Annotated in this window: 15 protein-coding genes and 2 pseudogenes; 8 read left to right on the top strand and 9 right to left on the bottom strand. The window is 41.0% G+C overall.

The annotated features are described in order from the left end of the window. The first annotated feature begins 1,016 nt into the window (after positions 1 to 1,016). From V7L31_RS10030 to V7L31_RS10010, 5 genes are all read left to right on the top strand, one after another. Positions 1,017 to 1,586 carry a photosystem I assembly protein Ycf4 gene (locus tag V7L31_RS10030; RefSeq protein WP_334696080.1) on the top strand — a complete coding sequence of 190 codons (570 nt, stop codon included), beginning with the start codon at positions 1,017 to 1,019 and terminating at the stop codon, positions 1,584 to 1,586. Positions 1,587 to 1,785: 199 nt separating this feature from the next. After that, positions 1,786 to 2,586: a peptidylprolyl isomerase gene (locus V7L31_RS10025; RefSeq protein WP_334696079.1), complete on the top strand. Its 801-nt coding sequence runs from the start codon at positions 1,786 to 1,788 to the stop codon at positions 2,584 to 2,586. 67 nt (positions 2,587 to 2,653) lie between these two features. Beyond that, on the top strand, positions 2,654 to 3,814 hold the full coding sequence (locus tag V7L31_RS10020) for a beta-ketoacyl-ACP synthase (protein ID WP_334696078.1): 1,161 nt from the start codon (positions 2,654 to 2,656) through the stop codon (positions 3,812 to 3,814). Positions 3,815 to 3,954: 140 nt separating this feature from the next. Then, positions 3,955 to 5,244, top strand: a complete 1,290-nt coding sequence (locus V7L31_RS10015; protein ID WP_334696077.1) for a Glu/Leu/Phe/Val family dehydrogenase — start codon at positions 3,955 to 3,957, stop codon at positions 5,242 to 5,244. A 304-nt stretch (positions 5,245 to 5,548) separates the two neighbouring features. Next, positions 5,549 to 7,282 (top strand): tetratricopeptide repeat protein, encoded by a 1,734-nt coding sequence (locus V7L31_RS10010; protein ID WP_334696076.1) that lies wholly within the window; start codon positions 5,549 to 5,551, stop codon positions 7,280 to 7,282. A gap of 35 nt (positions 7,283 to 7,317) precedes the next feature. Here V7L31_RS10010 and V7L31_RS10005 read toward each other — a convergent pair whose 3' ends face one another. From V7L31_RS10005 to V7L31_RS09995, 3 genes and pseudogenes are all read right to left on the bottom strand, one after another. Then, positions 7,318 to 8,217 carry a hypothetical protein gene (locus tag V7L31_RS10005; protein ID WP_334696075.1) on the bottom strand — a complete coding sequence of 300 codons (900 nt, stop codon included), beginning with the start codon at positions 8,215 to 8,217 and terminating at the stop codon, positions 7,318 to 7,320. A gap of 168 nt (positions 8,218 to 8,385) precedes the next feature. After that, positions 8,386 to 9,021, bottom strand: a pseudogene (locus tag V7L31_RS10000) (PAP/fibrillin family protein); the annotation flags it as partial. A gap of 399 nt (positions 9,022 to 9,420) precedes the next feature. Beyond that, positions 9,421 to 10,044 carry a hypothetical protein gene (locus V7L31_RS09995; RefSeq protein WP_334696074.1) on the bottom strand — a complete coding sequence of 208 codons (624 nt, stop codon included), beginning with the start codon at positions 10,042 to 10,044 and terminating at the stop codon, positions 9,421 to 9,423. A gap of 547 nt (positions 10,045 to 10,591) precedes the next feature. Between V7L31_RS09995 and V7L31_RS09990 the strand changes: the two genes are divergently transcribed. Beyond that, positions 10,592 to 10,891 (top strand): hypothetical protein, encoded by a 300-nt coding sequence (locus V7L31_RS09990; protein WP_292844666.1) that lies wholly within the window; start codon positions 10,592 to 10,594, stop codon positions 10,889 to 10,891. Positions 10,892 to 11,104: 213 nt separating this feature from the next. Here the strand turns inward: V7L31_RS09990 and surE are convergent, their stop codons facing one another. Continuing rightward, positions 11,105 to 11,785 carry a 5'/3'-nucleotidase SurE gene (surE, locus tag V7L31_RS09985; RefSeq protein WP_334696073.1) on the bottom strand — a complete coding sequence of 227 codons (681 nt, stop codon included), beginning with the start codon at positions 11,783 to 11,785 and terminating at the stop codon, positions 11,105 to 11,107. A gap of 634 nt (positions 11,786 to 12,419) precedes the next feature. Here surE and psb32 point away from each other — a divergent pair. Further along, positions 12,420 to 13,160, top strand: coding sequence for a photosystem II repair protein Psb32 (psb32, locus tag V7L31_RS09980; protein WP_334696072.1), 741 nt, complete (start codon positions 12,420 to 12,422; stop codon positions 13,158 to 13,160). An 88-nt stretch (positions 13,161 to 13,248) separates the two neighbouring features. On the opposite strand, the gene V7L31_RS09975 is transcribed toward psb32, so the two are convergent. From V7L31_RS09975 to V7L31_RS09960, 4 genes are all read right to left on the bottom strand, one after another. Beyond that, entirely contained in the window at positions 13,249 to 13,632 is a 384-nt protein-coding gene (locus V7L31_RS09975) for a DUF4346 domain-containing protein (protein ID WP_292844675.1), read from the bottom strand. Between the two features lie 139 nt (positions 13,633 to 13,771). Continuing rightward, positions 13,772 to 13,960, bottom strand: a complete 189-nt coding sequence (locus V7L31_RS09970; protein WP_334696071.1) for a pentapeptide repeat-containing protein — start codon at positions 13,958 to 13,960, stop codon at positions 13,772 to 13,774. Positions 13,961 to 14,020: 60 nt separating this feature from the next. After that, positions 14,021 to 15,199, bottom strand: coding sequence for a GNAT family N-acetyltransferase (locus V7L31_RS09965; protein ID WP_334696070.1), 1,179 nt, complete (start codon positions 15,197 to 15,199; stop codon positions 14,021 to 14,023). 143 nt (positions 15,200 to 15,342) lie between these two features. Further along, positions 15,343 to 16,083, bottom strand: a complete 741-nt coding sequence (locus V7L31_RS09960) for a RibD family protein (RefSeq protein WP_334696069.1) — start codon at positions 16,081 to 16,083, stop codon at positions 15,343 to 15,345. Between the two features lie 296 nt (positions 16,084 to 16,379). On the opposite strand from V7L31_RS09960, the gene V7L31_RS09955 reads away from it, so the two are divergent. Continuing rightward, entirely contained in the window at positions 16,380 to 18,506 is a 2,127-nt protein-coding gene (locus tag V7L31_RS09955; protein WP_334696068.1) for an ATP-binding protein, read from the top strand. A gap of 39 nt (positions 18,507 to 18,545) precedes the next feature. Here V7L31_RS09955 and V7L31_RS32590 read toward each other — a convergent pair. Next, positions 18,546 to 18,758: pseudogene (locus V7L31_RS32590) on the bottom strand (hypothetical protein); the annotation flags it as partial. Positions 18,759 to 18,810 lie beyond the last annotated feature (52 nt).

Genomic DNA, 18,810 nt, shown 5'->3' with positions numbered 1-18,810 from the left:
GACCAACCTACGAATACGAAGCGATCGCGCTTGAGCCAGTCGTCGAGAACGTCAAACCACCCTCTACTGGGGGCACGTCCAACTGCGATGGTCATCGGACTAAAATCCTCTTTTTTTACTAAAATTGCAACGTTTCTAAGGCGGTACGGAGAGCCAGTCTAACCGACTACCGTGAGGAATTAACGTTTTTTTGACAATCTCAACTGCTTTTAACCAACTGAGATTCTGAGAGCTTACTGACTAGTTAAGTCATTATTTCTCAGGGTTATGACATTACACGTACCATCGGCTAGTAATCTAGCTTGTGGTAACTTAATGATTCTTAACTTATCACACTACTCAGGGTTTTTGCCTGATACACAGGAGCAAATGAGCTATGAAACACGAACCTTATAAATAATATGAATATCAGAATTTTTACAATTTGACACAACTTTTCTCAGAAATCTAAAAAAAAATTAATGCAAATGGACCTATGTAGGTAACTTTTTTCCAAGAGGTCAAAAAGAGGGAGGGAGAGGCGAGCAGGGAAGAAAGGGGGCAGAGGGGCAGGGGTGAAAGAATTTTTATCCGCCATTAAGTAAAAAAATGGTACAACATTCTCTAAAAAATTAGATCGGTAGCAGGAACATGAAAGGACGCAGTTGAGTTTTTGTCAACGATGTTTGGTAAAATGTGGATGGTAACTTCGCTGCCACAGTCGTTGATACACCTCTAGAAAACCTATGTGAAACGTTGGACAAGGAGGAAAAGAAGTTGGCACATCTAGACTAAATACAAATAGCCTAAGTGGTTTGTTCCGTAGTGCAAGTAAGCTAGCATCATCCGGGATAGTAAAATTTGTAGAGTACAGGGTAAAAGATTTATAGTCTGCGGTAAGGTTTCCGGGGACTTAAAACATAGCTCTCAGTGCCTCCTCAGCAATAGCTAAATGGCACAGACAGCTACCACTCTATGCAAAAGCATTTAGTGGGCGAGTATGTAACAGCGAGTATCTCACGGGCAATGGTAGTTCAATGACGACATCAACAACGATTAACAAAGGCGATCGCCTCCTGCATCAAAATGTTCTCGGTTCTCGTCGGTTCAGCAACTACTGGTGGGCAACTATCGTTACCTTGGGAGCGAGTGGCTTTCTCTTGGCTGGAATATCCAGTTATTTAAAAGTTAATTTACTTATAGTTTCCGATCCAACCCAACTGGTATTCGTCCCTCAAGGATTGGTAATGGGGTTATATGGGGCTGCTGGCTTGCTATTAGCCACATACCTATGGCTAGTGATTTTATTGGATGTTGGAGGCGGTTACAACGAATTTAATCACGAAACTGGCGCAATCAAAATCTTCCGTTGGGGGTTTCCTGGCAAAAACCGCCGAATTGAAATTGATAGTCGCATAGAAGATGTGCAATCTGTGATCATAGACGTGAAAGAAGGTCTTAATCCCCGTCGCGCCCTCTATCTACGCATTAAGGGTCGGCGAGATATACCCTTAACACGGGTTGGACAACCTTTATCTTTAACAGAGTTAGAAACAGAAGGCGCACAGTTAGCCCGCTTTTTGGGAGTGTCGTTAGAAGGATTGTAAAGGACTGGGAATTGGGGATAGGGGACTGGGTATTGGGGACTGGTAAAAATTTATTTACCTGATATTTGGCCAATTCCTACATCCCTCATCCCCAGTACCTAATCCCCATTACCCCTTATCCCCAGAGGGGGCCCCACCATCCCCAATCCCTAACACCCCTTAAAACGATAAGATACTCTGGTTAAATCGGTAACAGGCAATGCGGTTAAAAATTTCACAATTTTTGCTTTCTTTTGTGCTTATCAGTGCCTTGATGTTGGGAGGATGCTCAACACAGCAAGTCGCTTCTAATGCGTCTTCTCCAAGCTCGACAGCTACCTCGAACACAAGCGAGGCAAGCACCAAGACAACTACTGAAGCAACTTCTGTATCTCAAACTAGTAGTGAGAGTATTCCTGGACTGGCAGATTTACCAAGGCTGGAAGGTAAGGCAACTGTGGTAATCACGGTTAAAGGCTCACCGATTACGATTGAAGTAGACGGCACTGATGCCCCGATTACAGCTGGCAATTTCGTAGATTTAGTGCAAAAGGGTGTGTACAACGGTTTAGCTTTCCATCGAGTTGTGCGCGAACCCCAACCGTTTGTAGTTCAAGGGGGCGATCCTCAAAGCAAAGACCCGAAAGTTCCAGCAGATAGCTTGGGAACCGGTAGTTATATTGACCCAAAAACCGGAAATGCTCGTTATATACCTTTAGAAGTTAAGCCAAAAGGCTCAAATACTCCGATTTACAATAAACCATTTGATGCTAGTGCCCAACCTGTTGTATTACCCCATAAGCAGGGTGCAGTAGCAATGGCGCGATCGCAATCACCAGACTCCGCTTCTGCCCAGTTTTACTTTGCTTTAGCAGATTTGGCGTTCTTAGATGGTAACTACGCCGTGTTTGGCAATGTCACGCAAGGCTTTGATGTCGTGAACAAAATTCAGCAAGGCGATCGCATTGAGTCCGCTAAAGTCACCCAAGGTGCTGAAAATCTGAAAACGCCAGGTAAGTAGAGGAAGAGGGCAGGGAGCGGGGAGCAGGGGGAGAATAATTACTAACTTCTAACTCCTAACTTCTAAATTGGTAAAGGTTGTTGTCACTGGTATTGGTTTAGTTTCCGCCTTGGGTGGAAGCTTAGAGGATAGTTGGCGAAATTTAATCGCGGGTAAATCTGGAATTGGTTTACATCAACCATTTCCAGAACTTACACCACTTCCTCTAGGTTTGATTGGTGAACAACCATCTGAGTTGACAAGGTTAACTCAGATGGTTGTTGCTTTTGCTTTACAAGATTCTGGGTTAGTTGCACCTTTAGCTGATTGTGCTGTAGTTATTGGATCGAGTCGCTCTTATCAAGCTTCTTGGGAGAAGTTGGCACGGCAAATGCATAGTGATGCAGAAAATTTTCCCGTATCCTCTTTTGGAAATTGGCTAGATACATTACCTCATATAAATGCGATCGCATCTGCAAGACAAATCGGTGCATCGGGTATAGTTTTGGCACCAATGACAGCTTGTGCTACTGGAATTTGGTCTATTGCCCAAGCAGCTATGCTTATCCAAACTGGGCAATGTCAACAAGCGATCGCAGGTGCAGTAGAAGCACCGATTACACCCTTAACTTTAGCTGGGTTTCAGCAGATGGGTGCTTTGGCGAAAACTGGCGCTTATCCCTTTGATTTGCATCGAGAAGGCTTGGTATTGGGTGAAGGCGCGGCTGTGTTTGTCTTAGAATCAGCAGAGTTTGCCAAGCAGCGCCAAGCAAAAGTGTATGGTGAAATTCTTGGTTTTGGTTTAACCAACGATGCATATCATAGTAATTCACCAGAACCTAATGGCAAAAGTGCGATCGCAGCCATCAAACAATGTCTAGAACGTAGTTGTCTATCACCAAGCGATATCGATTATATTCATGCTCATGGCACAGCTACCCAGCTAAATGACCAAATGGAGAGTATGGTAATCCAGCGTTTGTTTCCCCAAGGCGTGGCAGTTAGTTCCACCAAGGGAAGCACAGGTCATACATTAGGAGCATCTGGAGCTTTAGGTGTAGCTTTTTCACTCATGGCATTAAAGCATCAAATATTACCGCCTTGTGTAGGCTCGAAACAGCCAGAGTTTGATTTAGACATTGTTACAGCCGCACGTCTCAGTAAAATTCAGCAGGTATTATGTTTGAGTTTTGGCTTTGGGGGACAGAATGCCGCGATCGCCTTAGCAAGATCAGAGGTACTGAGTTGAAAAAGAATTTTTACGTATCAGAATATAAAATATAAAACTGTAACAAAAACTACAAAATTTTCATTTTTCTCAAAAAAAGGGATAAGCTTAAGTACAGATGATATCCGGTTCGTAAAGATACCGTGATTAGGAGAAAATTTATGATTTCAAAATCCTCGTTGCTGGCGGAAACTGCTTCTCCAGCGCATATATGCCCATTTGACCAAGCCTGTAGCTACTTAGAAGCGGCAGCTAAAGAATTAAATTTAAATCAGGGTTTACTAGAAATTCTCAGCCACCCGCGTAAGGTTGTCACAGTTTCCATACCCGTGAAACTAGATGATGGGGAAATACAGGTTCTCGCTGGACATCGGGTACAGCACTCTGATGTCTTAGGCCCATACAAGGGTGGAATTCGTTTCCATCCGGCTGTAACATTGCGCGAGGTATCCGCTCTAGCTATGTTGATGACCTGGAAATGTGCTTTGTTAGGTATTCCTTACGGTGGTGGTAAGGGTGGCATTGCTATAGATCCCAAACGCTACAGTGTTGGCGAATTAGAACGAATCAGCCGTCGTTATATCAGCGAGTTGATTAAAGATATTGGTCCTTCCGTAGATATTCCTGCGCCAGATATGGGTACTTCTGCCCGTGAGATGGCTTGGATGATGGATACTTACTCTGTAAATGTCGGTCATGCTGTACCAGGAGTTGTAACTGGGAAACCCCTTTCGATTGGTGGTTCTCTGGGTAGAGAAATGGCAACCGGACGTGGCACGATGATTATTGTCCGTGAGGCGTTAGCAGATCGAGGTAAATCCTTGGTAGGAGTGCGAATAGCGATTCAGGGTTTCGGTAACGTCGGCTGTGCCGCAGCAGAATTACTATATGAAGCAGGCGCGAAAATTATCGCTGTTTCAACTGGTGCTGGGGGAATATTCTCTGAAGTTGGTCTTGATATTCCCAAGTTAAAAGTCTACGCAGCTGAAAATCGTAAGAGTATTGCGGGTTTCCCCCAATCTGTACCAATTAGCAATGCAGATTTATTAACTTTACCCTGTGATGTCTTAATACCAGCAGCTTTAGAAAACCAAATCACTGAAGAAAATGTGAATCAGGTACAGGCGCAAATTGTGGCAGAAGCAGCCAACGGCCCGGTTACTCTTGAGGCTAACTTGGCATTAGAGGCGCGGGGTGTGACAGTGCTACCGGACATTTTGGCGAATGCTGGCGGCGTAGTCGTGAGTTATTTGGAATGGGTGCAGGGTCTTTCTTACGTATTTTGGGATGAGGAGCGCGTGAACCGCGAAATGGAGCATTTGATGGTACAAGCCTACCGTAAGGTGATTCATCAGTCGGAGGTGCGCCAAATTTCTTTGAGGTTAGCAGCTTACACTTTAGGGGTGGGTAGAGTGGCTCAGGCACTAACTGACAGGGGTCTTTATCCTTAATTGTTGATAGCGACAATTGAATTTATGAGGGAGAATAAATCATCAGTGGGCAAAAGTTTAGGCGATCGCTCACTGATGATTTTTCTATTACAGCATTACTCTGATTTCAGTCCGTTTCAACGGACTTGAGCTATTAGCCCGAAATTTATTTCAGGGTGGGAAAACAACGCCAAACCAATCTTTTAGGGGTGAGGGGTCAAACCCACCGTGAATTGAGCAACAGGCTCATTCTATTCGCTTAAATTTGTTGTGAAAGCCAATACGAGCAAAAATTAACCAGGATTTTTACGAGATATCTATAAATATGAATATGTGGCTAATAGTAGCTTTTATCTGTTTTGGTTGGATATTGTCTTTATGTTTGCATGAGTTTGGTCATGCAATAGCAGCATATTGGGGTGGTGATACTTCTGTCAAAGATAAGGGGTATTTGACATTGAACCCACTTAAATATACCGAACCGAGTTTGAGTTTGATGATGCCATTATTTTTTCTCTTGATTGGTGGTATTGCTCTACCTGGGGGAGCAGTTTATATCAATCACAGTCGATTACGCGATCGCAAATGGAAAAGTGCTGTTTCGGCTGCTGGCCCAATTGCCAATTTGATTCTAGCTTACCTGCTATCACTGCCTTTTCAATTGGGTTGGGATTCTTTAGTTCTCGAAAATCCAAATTCAGTTTTATTTTCTTTGATTACTGCTCTAACTTATATAATTTCCCTAAATATCTATGTTGTTTTGATTAATTTATTACCTATTCCTGGCCTAGATGGTTATGGAATTATCGAACCGTGGCTACCAAAAGCAATTCAACAGCAAATCAATAAGGTTGCGAAATATGGAATTTGGATATTGATTGGTTTGTTATGGTTTGCCAGACCTTTTAATCAATTTTTATGGAATTTCACTCATGCAATTAGCGAATATCTTCATCTCCCAGAAAATTTAACTGTTTTCGCGAATGCCATATTTAGAGAAAATTCGCGGTATTTAATTATTGGATTAGTTTTAGTTCTATGGATATTTAGAGATCAAAACCAAGAGTTACAAAGACAAGGTGATAAATTAGTCTCATCGCAACAATATGAGCAAGCGATCGCTTGCTATGACAAAATAATTAAAAAGAAACCCAAAAATGCTGATGCTTGGTATTGGCGAGGTTACGCGCTTTATTCTTTAAACAAACATGATGAAGCGATCGCCTCCTACGATCGAGTAATTAAAATTCAGCCAAACTACGTTAAGGCTTGGTATTCACGGGGTTATTCCCTTTATTTTTTGCAAAGATATGTAGAAGCAGTTGATTCCTATAAAAAAGCTTTGGAAATCAAATCTGATGATTCCAAAACGTGGTACTATCTGGGCATTGCTCTTACAGATTTAGGACGCGATGAAGAAGCTTTAGCAGCATATAAACAAGCGATCGCCATTCAGTTAGATTTTTATCAAGCTTGGTATAAGCAAGGCGAAACCTTGGCAAAATTACAGCGTTATGAAGAAGCGATCGCAGCCTACGATAAAGTAATAGAAATTAGACCAGAAGATAGCAATACTTGGTGGTTACGAGGACAAGCTTTAGCAGCACATAAAAATTATCAAGCAGCCATAGACTCATACAATCAAGCAATTACCATCTATTCTGACTTTTATGGTTTCTGGTTGGATCGTGGTAATGCACTCTATTATTTAGAAGAATATGAAGAGGCGATCGCCTCTTACGAAAAAGTTATTGAATTAAAGCCAGATAACATCAATGGTTGGAATAATAAAGGTGGTAGTTTGATAAAATTGCAACGTTATGAAGAGGCGTTAATTGTCTACGATCGAGCAATTGAAATTAAATCTGACAGTGCTGATTGCTGGTATAATAAAGCCTGTTGTTACGCCCTACAAAACAATGTCACTCTAGCAATAGAAACCCTACAACAATCAATCAAACTTGAATCAAATAGATTGGAAATTGCTAAAACTGATCCTGATTTTGATGCTATTAGAGGACATGAGATGTTCCAAATTTTAGTTGACGAGTATAGCTAGTAGAAAATAGACACTACAAAATAGTGCTAGATATATTAAATACCAGCCTCAGTCAATGCCCGACTCAACGTATCAACCAAACCTAAATTTTCCGCCCACTCTATAAGGTACGTATAGTCTAAACTTTGTGCTTGCAATTTGATTATCCCCAATACATCACGCCACTGTTTTTCAGATTGACTACTTTGCCCCCACCACAACTTCTGTAAAATCGTATCTTCTGGCGAAGCCACCCAAAATTGAGGTATCCCATCTAAATCAGGCAATATCCGACGCGCCATCTGCGATATTGCAAATAGTGAACCATCACTGATGTAAAGGTCTACGTTAGCTATGGTTTCGGTATGTGTAATGTTAAGCATTCGCTCGTATCCTCGCTTCAAATCTTCAACTGCTCCTGCTGGACAATAGTATCCGGCTGTTTCCAGTGTCGTCACTAACAAATCGATTTGGTCGGGTTGAACCGAAATTACTAAATCTAAATCGCGAGTCGAGCGAGGTTCCCCGTGAATTGAACTAGCAACACCTCCACTAACGTAATAAGGTATATTTATTGACTCAAAAAGCTGATGGAGTTCGCCTGCTAGCGAGATGGAATCTTGAATCCACATACTTTCATCAATACCAATTGATTGGAAGTTTGGAGAAAATTTTTCTGCCAACACAGCACGAGCAAATATACAACGAATTTCTTCCTGGGAAACACCGCGATGTCGTGATTTAATTCCTGCAAGACAAAGTTTTTTTATCCCACGCTCATGAGCCACGAACATTTTTATCCGTTGTGCAAGTGAGAGTTTTCGCAACTTGGTAAACAGATAAATATCGGCATCGATGCTGGTATCGGCGGCTTGCGGTCGATAATTCAGTTTTGCACTTATCTGCGAGGATGCTGTTGCAGCATCAAAAATTATTAATCCTTGTTCTGCGGTCATACTACTCAAGTTGACGCTGACATAGAAAGTGTGATTACCCTCAGCAACCTTGTATCAACGACTAAAGCAAACGTTGAGAACCCCTGAGTTATCTCCAAGCGCATTGTCACCATCATTGCTATTGCATCCCAATTTAGTATAAGCGGGCGATCGCATTGAGGAGATGAAGTCAGGTAAATCATTGCATTTACTCAGAATGAATAAACTTCCATCTCCTCCACGTCCAATTCTTAAGGTTTCATCTAAGTAAGTAATATCTAGTGTGGCAGTTCTATTATTAGGATTATTAGCGGGGACAACCTTAAAAGGGTTGAGTTGAGGGGTATTAATGCCCACAATCTTCTCAATCGATAGGTAGCGTTTGTCAAAATAAACGTTGATGCGTTTGTTCGATGGAGGCTCTAAATCTTCTTTGGCTGGCTCAAAGCTAGCTGTCACTTTGACATATCCCAATACTAGCCCCAGAGGATGTTTAACCTTAGCTATATTGAAAAAAAAATTATTTGCAACATCAATTACTTGATAAACTTTACCCAGCTTTAATCCCAATGGGAGGGAAATTAAAGAACGTATTTCTCTTGCAGTGGAGTATTGGAGTTGCCAAGCTCCTTCGAGTAAAGAAGTAGCGTAGAGAAGAGGATTGAGATTGGGATTAACGCTCTCCAGTTCCGTCGTCAATTGTTCAATTTCTTCGGCTAAGATTTTGTCTATCTGCAAGTCGGTAATGGGAGAACCATTGCTCTTAGTTAGAATATTCTCAAGGCTGGCTTGTAATTTTTCCTTAATTAAAAGTTGATTGTTCAATGGTTGAATATTTTAATTTACGTATTTTATTACTTTACAGCTATTTTCAGGTAAATAGACCATGTAGTAGGGGCACAGCAATGCTCATTAGTGTCAACTTAACGCGAAACCGCTTGTCCGCCGGGAATTTCAATTCCCGTCTCATAGCTGAAGTCATCTGAAGATGACTAAATATCGCCAAAAATCTCCAGTCTACTTCAGTAGACTTAAGTTATTAGCCCGAAAATTTATTTCCGGGCGGGCATGGAAGCCAACAGATAAGCTATTTCCAGCTTAAGTTGACACCAATGAGCAATGCTCTGCCATCACAACAGATGTGATTCAAATACATGAAAACTGCTGTAATTCAATTAAACTTTTATGCATTTACCGCATAAAAGTTTAATTATCTAGATGAGATCAGTCAATGAGTTGTGGGGTAGGAATTTGCGTATCGATGTCTGCTTGGGAATAAGTGGGAAGTAACCAGGTACTCTCACCTGCCTTGAATACTTTGGCAGGTTCAACATTCAATTCAATGGCACCAGTGGTTGGATTGGTTCTAGCAAGAGACTGTGTGCCATCAACGAACTGGATGGCGATTGGTTCAGTGAGTTCTTGTGGTTGAGCATTTGGGCCTAGAACTACTTGAGAACCTGCGGGTAAGTAAATGCCATCGCAATCCCAATCATCATCCGTGATTGTTCCTGCACCCAGAAAGTAGAGTTGGGTTGGAGATTTCTTTGGTTTGTTGGCATAGACAGCCAAAGTCTTTCCAGTTTCATTACGGCACTGCGCCCGCTTTCTAGCTGTTTCTATGATATTTTTCTGAGATTGCAATTGTGCCAATCGCTGCTGGAACTGCTCAGGTGTATAGCCAGCTTGCTCAGGTGTATCCTTTACAGTTAGAAGTTGATTGAGCGCCTGAGTTACCTCGGTATAGTCAGCCCCTTTAGTAAAATCCTTGCTTGCCCAAGAGGGTTGAGCAATTACTAGGTTCAGCATCAACACAAGAGCGACAAGAATTATTTTGAGAAACTGCATATTTTCTCCTTTTTTTAATTAGTCTTAAGTACCACTGAAACTTTACCAGATTTCAAAACCTGAAAAATTTTGACTACATCAGTAATTTTGCTTGCGATCGCGATCGCACCAACCAATAGCCGTAAGATTAATAGTCCTACAAGCTCTCCCCAATTTTCAAATAAAGCTTAAATATATGCTGTACTGAAGCACAAAAGGTAAATTAAAATTCTTATCTAAATAAAATTACACTTAGAAAAATATTGATTACTAGTGCTTGGTGAATTGTTGAGTTAAATATTAAGCAACAAAGGTATAATTACTGGGGCTTAATTAGACTAAAAATTTATCTTAATTAAAAGTATCTATTTTAACCATACATTACTTAATCGCGGTCAAGTTTTTAGAAAGCACAACTTTGTATAAGTTGAAACTAATTTTTCTGAAGCTGGGTACTGGGCACTGGACAAGAAATTCTTGATTGTTTTGGTTAGAGTGTGAATCCCCAATCCCTAGATTGGTATTAGAAATTTTCTTAAGATGCTGTCTCAAAATTAGGTGTAAGGAAATGATTTCAGCAGAAACCGAAGTAAAAATAAATCGTTTGGAATCTATTGTTGAGCAAATTGGGGAAGCAGTACTCTCTACGACTGAGACAATTGAACGTCTTGCTGAAAGGTTGGAGAGTCTCAGCATTCAAGTAGAAGCACAGGGACATCAGGTACAACAGCAAGCCTATCAAGTTATTGCTTTGTGTGACACCGTACAAACTCTTGCAGAATCTCACTATGATTCACTGCAAAAACTCAACCAACTTACACAAACTGTAGATCGGTTTATATCCTTAATTCAAGAATTAGATGATTAGTACTGCAAAGCGGATTCAAAATTAAAATGAATACAGCGTAAGCGTTTCATTGATTTGCAATGGGTGGTTTATTTACGCCGTGTTAAGCTAATGAGCATTCAAGTTGCATAATTAGGGCGGGCAAGATGCCTACCCCACAAGATATTAATAAAATTTTAATATGCAAATTAGATGTGTTTTAGCTTATGCTAACAGCCATTTTGGATGCAGTTGTCAAACCCTTAACTGTGTCACCGCGATATTGCCAGAAAAACAAACATCCACATCGCTACCAGGAGTGCGATCGCGTTTGCCATATTCCCCTACATAATAAAAATCATCGCCTTCAATTCGATAGTTTACAGGCAAAGGTTTAGTACAGGGTTGGCAAAACACTACATTAGGATCGGGTTCTCCTGGTTGCAGATGCGGCAAGTTCACATTCCAAAAGCTTCCTGGTTCTAGGGGACGCTTGAGTAAGTCCGCTAAAACGTCAGCTGTCAATTTGGCAGCTAGATCCCAATCAAAACTCTGCTTGGCTTTACGATACTGGGAAATTGCAACTCCAGGAATACCGTGCATTGCCGCTTCCCGCACGGCGGCCACTGTGCCAGAAATATAGGCATCGACTCCCAAGTTACCCCCAGCGTTGATACCTGAAAGTACAAATTTGACATCTGCGGTAATTTGTGTTATGGCAATTCTCACACAATCAGCAGGAGTACCGGCGATCGCATATTCAGTCTCAGAACGTCGCTGGAGGTTGATAGCACGAGTGGTAGTAACTTGATGTCCACAGCCAGACTGATGCTCGGCAGGAGCCGCGATAATAGTATTTATGCCGTTTACAGCTTTAAGTAGAGCTTGGATACCGGGGGCATCAATGCCGTCATCGTTAGTTAGTATGATAGTCATGTATAGCAATCCAATTTGATTTCTGAATCATTTGTAGAGAAAGAGAACAGGGAATAGAGATGTACGGAGTTTTATTCAAAAATCGAATAGGAGTCCTATGTATATTATTGATATGGATTTAGCTAAAATATCAGAAAAATGCAGATATATCGCTTCTTAGGTAAGCTCAGAATATATTGCATAGAAATCAGCGATCGCTACATCACCCATCAGAGGTAAAGCAGGAAAAGCTACTTGCAGATATGAAAAAATCTACTGGATTCTGCCAAAAATATTGATCGTAGGATATCATTTCTAGATGGTTTGCAAATTCCGCCCTAAGCATTTGGGTTAACTCCCAAAATGGGCGGTATTTCTTGTGACTAGCAAGAGTGTTAGCCTCAAGTTAATGCTTGCAGCCCCCCAGAAGAAGTTGGTGCGATCAAAAAATTCCGTGTAATATACAGCAGGAAACAAGGTTGAAAGTCTCTTGATATATGGCTTTGTACTTAAAATTTGTACCTCACTTACCTGCAATCTGCTGTATATCTGCTAGAAGTAGCAAAAACTTGATCCCGGAGAAAACCGCGAACGAGGTGATTTTTGCACTAGTTCTGTAGTATTTTTGGTGCAAGTCTGTCTTAGGAATCACACAATGAAACAGCTTTTCAAACAAGTATTTAGCAGTCAAAAACACCTCATTCAGCTAATCCTACCTTTGGTGACGGTCATTATTTTAGCAACCTCACTGTTTGCCACACCGGCTTTAGCCACAGGTGTGTATCAAATACCCAGCCTCACAGCAGGGAATAACACCTGGGTTTTGGATCAAGGTGAAGTTATCAGCCGTCTGAATGAAGGTAAAATTAGCAGCGCTTTTGAGGATTTGGCAAAGCAAACAAATAAGGAAGTCAGAATTGTTACTGTTCGCCGCCTCGACTACGGTGAAACACCAGAAAGCTTTACTAAAGAACTGTTTGAAAAATGGTTTCCGACAAAAGAAGCCCAAGCTAATCAAACCTTATTGGTGATTGACACAGTTACCAATGGTACTGCTATTCTGACTGGGGATGAAGTTAAACCTTTACTCACTGACGCTATTGCTGAGAGTGTAGCAACTGAAACCGTAAGTGTGCCATTACGCAATGGTAACAAATACAACCAGGCATTTCTTGATGCAAGCGATCGCCTTGTCGCCGTCCTCTCCGGCAAAGCCGATCCAGGGCCACCTAAAATAACTGACAATGTACAGGTAGAAGGTACTTACAAGAAAGCAGAAGAAACCAACCAAGGTAACGCTACTGCTTGGGTAGTAGGATTGTTAATCGCCGCCACCGTTATCCCAATGGCGACTTACTATATCTATCAGATAAATCAGCCATCATCTGATGGGTAGTGGGAGAGTTGTTCGATTTTAGATTTTGAATTTTGGATTTTGGATTGAATAAAAATCTAAAATCTAAAATCTAAAATCTAAAATTGGCTTAATCTTGAACATACTCTTTCCCTGTAACTAAAGCTACCTCAGCCCGAACAAATTCTCGACCCAAATAAGCTGCATGATTTAATTGAGTTACAGGAGGGGGCTGAGTTTCTTCAAAAATCTTCACACAGAGTTCTTTTGCCGTCCTCGCGTTAAAGACTGTGGTATGAATTCGTTCTACCTTTTCTCGCGCCGGAATTACCTTTCCCGTTTCGGGATCGACAGCTAAACCGCGATCGTCAATTACATTTGTAAAATGCTTGGCATAGATTAACCCTGCGTCTCTGTCTAAGTAAATAATGAAATATCCACCGGGATCGAGGTCAATATGACGCTGGGAAAGTTTATCATCAATTGCGGCTAAATCTTCAACTATTAAATCCATAAGCATTATAAAAAGAAATTTTCTTTCTTCAAGGTTTTTATACTCTATATCAAGTGTAATTCCTATCTTCCTTAGTCTTCTTGATATCTTTCAGATATTTTTGATTCTTTTTACTTGAAAGAAAATCAAAGAATTAGACTCAACTCTTCCGAACAGTGCCATCTGGCATGATGGTGTTACGAAAAGTAGTGCAACGCAAATTAGCTCCTTCCAAATTAGCTCTAGTTAAATTAGCTTCCCAGAAGTCGCATCCTCCCAAATCAGTTTCGCTCAAGTTAGCCCCGATTAAATTTCTTCTAATCAACTCATCACGATTCACACGCTCCATAAATATTTTCTGAACTTATTAGGACTTACGCAGTGATGTTACGAAAGTAGTTCCTTTTGCTCAAGCATTTTTCTCACTAAATGGCAACTCTGCATTAATTGCCTCAATCTGCTTCTGTTCAAGTTGATTCACTTCCTTAATATAGGGAAGTAAAATTTTTCCTAAACGATTATTGTAAAATCGGTGCAAACTGTGGTTGGGCATGGCAGGGAAACCACGGCGTTTTTTATGTCGTCCACCTGCGCCAGGGTCAAAAATTTGGATATTGTTAGCGATCGCCCACTCAATTGGCGCATAATAACAAACATCAAAATGTAAGCAATCTATTTCTTGAAAACTTCCCCAATAGCGTCCATAAAGTTTGTCATCTTTAAACAAACAAAAAGACATTCCTAAAGGATGAGAATTATCTTCCTCGCTATATGCAGCAACAAACAAGACTCGATGGCGATAATCTGAGTGTAGCTGCTCAAAAAAGCGCTGTGTGAGATACTTACTACCCCACCAACCAAACTTATCACAGGTGTCAGCATAGAAACGGTGCATCAAGGGAAACAAAGACTGAGGAATTTCATCACCCGTCAGCGGTTGTAATCGTAAACCTGCTTTTTCTACAGCTTTGCGTTCCCGCTTGATATTGCGGCGCTGATTGGCGTTAAACACCTTTAAGTAGTCATCAAAAGTTTTAAAGCCTGCATTTTCCCAGATGTAGCTGTGGTGCAGCCAAGTTGTAAAGCCATGCCGTTCCAGAATAGGACGCCATTGGGGATCAACGTAGAGAAAATGACACCCAGAGATTCCATTTTTGGAGCAAAAAGTGTCAATTTCATGCACCATAATCGCTGTAATTTCATCCTCATCTTCTCCTGGGGCCATTAAAAACCGATAGCCTTCAGCCGGAGTAAATGGTGTCATTCCCAGCAATTTTGGGTAATATTGGACTCCGATGCGATCGGCTAACTCTGCCCATTGGTGATCGAAAACAAACTCACCAGAACTATGTCCTTTGAGATAAAGTGGCGCAGCAGCAATCAGCGTTCGATCTCGCCACAATGTCAAATGATTCGGCAACCAACCAGTTTTAGCCGTAGCACTCTGGGAGGTTTCGATATTGTTCAGCCACTCCCATTCTAAAAATGGCGTTTTGAGTGGCATTGCCAAAGCATTCCAGGCATTTTGGGGTACTTCAGCGATTTTGTTCGTCCAAACGACAGAATAGCGAGGCTTAGATTGTTCCACTTTTCAGAAGAGTAGGGAGTAGGGGAGTAAGAATTTTAGATTTTAGATTTTGGATTTTAGATTGAAATTTAATCCAAAATTGTCAATCCAAAATCTAAAATTGAATTGCCCCATGGCCAATCAATAACTTAACTTAGCGTAATCTAATCTGCGGGTCGTTGCAGGCGATAGTGCAAAAACACTTCTTGCTCAACTGTATTCACTTCTAAAAGTTGCAACTTGGGAGCTAAATTGGGTAAAAATCCTTTCCCATCTACAGGTGTGGGTGCGGTATTACCACCTAAAATCAACGGACAAACAGTCAACCATAATTCATCAATTAAGTCTAATTCCAGTAAGGAAGCGACTAATTTACCTCCACCTAAGACTACCAAGCGTGTTATATGTAGAGTGGCTAGATGCTTCAAAGCTGCGGCAATATCAATTTCTCGCGTTGGTGTTTCAAAAACCAGAATTTGCTCAAATTCTGAAGGGCACTCCTCTACTTCATTTCCCAGAGTTGAGGAAAGCGTCTGTAAACGTCCTTTCCATGAAACCACTCCTGCTGTTGTCGTGAGTAGCCAACGTCTAACTGGTTGCTGAAAAAAGTGAATTTCCGGATTAAGGTTTGCAGAATGTGTAGTCACTATATGAACTGGCTGCGGAGGCTTCTCTGCTTGGGCCCGAAGTTGCACTAGAGTTGGATCTGATACTGTAAGTGTTGTTCCATAAGCGCCCAGAGTACCAGCACCGAATAGAACGGCATCAGAGGCAGCGATTTGTTTTTCTAAGTGTGCTTTATCAACCCTTGAGCCAAATCGAGCAGGCGATCGCTTAAAATCTGCTATCTTACCATCTACACTCATTGCTAAAACAACTGTAGTATGAGGACGATGTTGCAACATTAACTTGATTTGATAGTTTTAATATTTTCTTTAGTCGTGTATAAATTCTCAAAAAAACCATGCCTGCAAGCTACTGTTTTACAATTTCACCACTGTATTATTTATATGTAGCACAAATCACTTTCATATCTAGCATATACAAGTTTTGGTATCCCACGTTTCTTTTTGGATTATAGCAATTTGTTATTTTTAAACATTGAAAATAAAATTCTGATAATTTAATAAAATGTCTCATCTAGCTGGTCTAATTACATATCTTTGCTGTTGTGGTTTGCAGATGCAAAGTGAGACACTCGATGACTAATTCCCGCCAATCTTCTTTTCGCCGAATTTTAGTAACGAGAATATTGCTGCTGTTCGTTCCAGTTTTACTTGTAGGCGAAATTGTTGCCTTAAATAAGGCACGTTCTAGCATATTGGGAACTGCGCGTCAAAATTTAACCGAAAGTGCCATCAGTAAAGGTGAGAGAATTGGAGATGCGATCGCAATCTTAAAAGCTAATTTACTGAGTGTAAGTAAAACGACAGTTATTCCGTCGGGTTCGCGGATACAAGAACAAGAAATCCTCACGCAGTTAAGACAACAACTTCCAGCCAGTATTGAATGCATCCAATTGACGAATCTGTTAAACCAAAAAATAATTGCTAGTAGCTGTGGAGATAAAGCTATTGGAGAATTGATATTACCTTTGCCCAGTGACGGAATTGATGTCAAATCAATCTTGCCACCAAAGGCAGGAATGACTGGAAAAAGAAACACACAAAATCAACTACAAGTAGTTTTATCTGCACCAGTTTCCGATAGCCCAAGAAATTTAGTTTACAGCTTAAGTATTCAGTCTGCATTGTACCAACAAACCAGAAATCCACCTGGTTCGCTCACAGGTGCGATGGTAGTGATTGCTGAAGATGGTACAATTTTGGCACACCCATTCGCAGACTGGGTGGGAACTAATATCAGTCAGCACCCTTATGCTTCTCAACTCAAAAGCATAATTAAAAATGCGATCGCTGGGCGAAATGATTCGATAAATTTGTCTTTTACAGATGGGAAAGAATTAGTAGCCGGCTATACAGCTATTGCAAATCCACTTAGTCAACAGCAGCAGGAAAAATGGGTAGTCTTAGCTGTTACAAGTGTTGAGAATGCGCTTTTTGGTTTAGAGGAAATTAAACTAATTCTCATCGTTTTGACAGTTGGTTTGATTGGTGCAAGCTTGTTAGCATCCCTATATTTAGCTCCTTACTTGGCCCGTCCTGTAGAAGAATTGCGAGATTACGCTCTCAATATTCACTCTCACCACGCTGCACAACCAGTTCCGCACAATTTTCAAATCCGGGAATTCAATCAACTAGCCCAAGCCTTAGACCAAATGGTAGAACGGCTCAAAGCTGGTTCAGAAGAACTAGAAATAGCTTGGAAAGAAGCAAAAACCGCTAACCAAATTAAAAGCCAGTTTTTGGCTACGACTTCTCATGAATTGAGAAACCCATTAAATATTATTATTAACTGTATTCGCCTAGTTGAAGATGGCTTATGTGATGACCGAGAAGAAGAAATGGAGTTTCTCAAACGTGCAGATGAAACAACGATTCATTTGCTAGGTATTATTAATGATTTACTCGACATTTCTAAAATCGAAGCAGGTAAGCTTTCAGTCGTCTCTACACCCCTTGACCTCCGACAAATATTGTTAGAGGTGATTAATTTACAATCAGTAAATGTTCAGCAAAAGGGCTTGCAATTGAAATGTGAGTTAAATTCCCAAGTTATACCAATAAAAGCAGATGCGCCAAAACTAAAGCAAGTGCTGATTAATGTTATCGGTAATGCTACTAAGTTCACCGACACAGGAAGTATCACCATTACTACAGAAATTCAACATAGTAGTAGTCAATCTCAGGTGGTAGTCGCCGTCAAAGATACAGGTATAGGCATCGATCCAACCCAACAACATAAACTATTTCGTCCCTTTGTGATGGTGAATGGTACAACCACACGTCAGTTTGAAGGCACTGGATTGGGACTAGCAATTTCACGAAACTTAATCGAACTTATGGGAGGCAGCATTACTCTTGAGAGTGCAGGACTTCATCAAGGTACAACACTGAAAATTACTTTACCTTTGATTGATATCTCGCTGTTAGCTGCTCCTAACAAAGAAGAAAATGTAGAGGATTTGGGATTATCTTCTGGGAATGATGGGGCAAAAGCAAGCCGCTACCCTAGTCTACAGGATGGGGGAAGTTCCTCTTTGGGGAGCAATAAGCCTGTGAAAATAGAGCTAGACAAAGAGATGTTACCAAAGTCCCTGGTACTAATTGGTAATGAAACTTGCGAGATTCGTCTTTCACCGCTGCAAACTATCCTGGTAAGTCTTCCAAAAAGGGGAGTTTGTGCGAATGGGACTTCCGAAAGGTAATTTTTTGACAATTCAAAATCTTTCCAGGCTATAAGTTTAGATGATAAGTGGTGAGTTAAGATTTTTAGCGATGGTGTACTGATTGCGAAACGACAAGAGTTCATTGAAGCTGGGATAAGGGTTTTTCAGCAGTTTAATCACTACTGGTAACGAGTCAGTCTCTCGATACCCTCGATAAACTAGGGTTCTGGAACCAGAGTAGAGTAAATCATAGATGCGATATCCGAGAATATTGACTAAAGTGCTAACTATGCTGCTAAATCCTGAATATTTCCAGATTTAGTATTCCCAGATATTTGAAATT

The sequence above is a fragment of the Nostoc sp. genome, assembly GCF_036916655.1.
Lineage (GTDB): Bacteria > Cyanobacteriota > Cyanobacteriia > Cyanobacteriales > Nostocaceae > Nostoc.
Note: the sequence above shows the minus strand (reverse complement) of the source record. Positions and strands in the feature narration are given on the sequence as shown.

Excerpts from the sequence above, each read along its gene's own strand:
- V7L31_RS10030 (WP_334696080.1), top strand. The coding sequence starts at position 1,017 with ATGACGACATCAACAACGATTAACAAAGGCGATCGCCTCCTGCATCAA.
- V7L31_RS10025 (WP_334696079.1), top strand. The coding sequence starts at position 1,786 with ATGCGGTTAAAAATTTCACAATTTTTGCTTTCTTTTGTGCTTATCAGT.
- V7L31_RS10015 (WP_334696077.1), top strand. The coding sequence starts at position 3,955 with ATGATTTCAAAATCCTCGTTGCTGGCGGAAACTGCTTCTCCAGCGCAT.
- V7L31_RS10010 (WP_334696076.1), top strand. The coding sequence starts at position 5,549 with ATGAATATGTGGCTAATAGTAGCTTTTATCTGTTTTGGTTGGATATTG.
- V7L31_RS10005 (WP_334696075.1), bottom strand. The coding sequence starts at position 8,217 with ATGACCGCAGAACAAGGATTAATAATTTTTGATGCTGCAACAGCATCC.
- V7L31_RS09995 (WP_334696074.1), bottom strand. The coding sequence starts at position 10,044 with ATGCAGTTTCTCAAAATAATTCTTGTCGCTCTTGTGTTGATGCTGAAC.
- V7L31_RS09990 (WP_292844666.1), top strand. The coding sequence starts at position 10,592 with ATGATTTCAGCAGAAACCGAAGTAAAAATAAATCGTTTGGAATCTATT.
- surE (WP_334696073.1), bottom strand. The coding sequence starts at position 11,785 with ATGACTATCATACTAACTAACGATGACGGCATTGATGCCCCCGGTATC.
- psb32 (WP_334696072.1), top strand. The coding sequence starts at position 12,420 with ATGAAACAGCTTTTCAAACAAGTATTTAGCAGTCAAAAACACCTCATT.
- V7L31_RS09975 (WP_292844675.1), bottom strand. The coding sequence starts at position 13,632 with ATGGATTTAATAGTTGAAGATTTAGCCGCAATTGATGATAAACTTTCC.
- V7L31_RS09970 (WP_334696071.1), bottom strand. The coding sequence starts at position 13,960 with ATGGAGCGTGTGAATCGTGATGAGTTGATTAGAAGAAATTTAATCGGG.
- V7L31_RS09960 (WP_334696069.1), bottom strand. The coding sequence starts at position 16,083 with ATGTTGCAACATCGTCCTCATACTACAGTTGTTTTAGCAATGAGTGTA.
- V7L31_RS09955 (WP_334696068.1), top strand. The coding sequence starts at position 16,380 with ATGACTAATTCCCGCCAATCTTCTTTTCGCCGAATTTTAGTAACGAGA.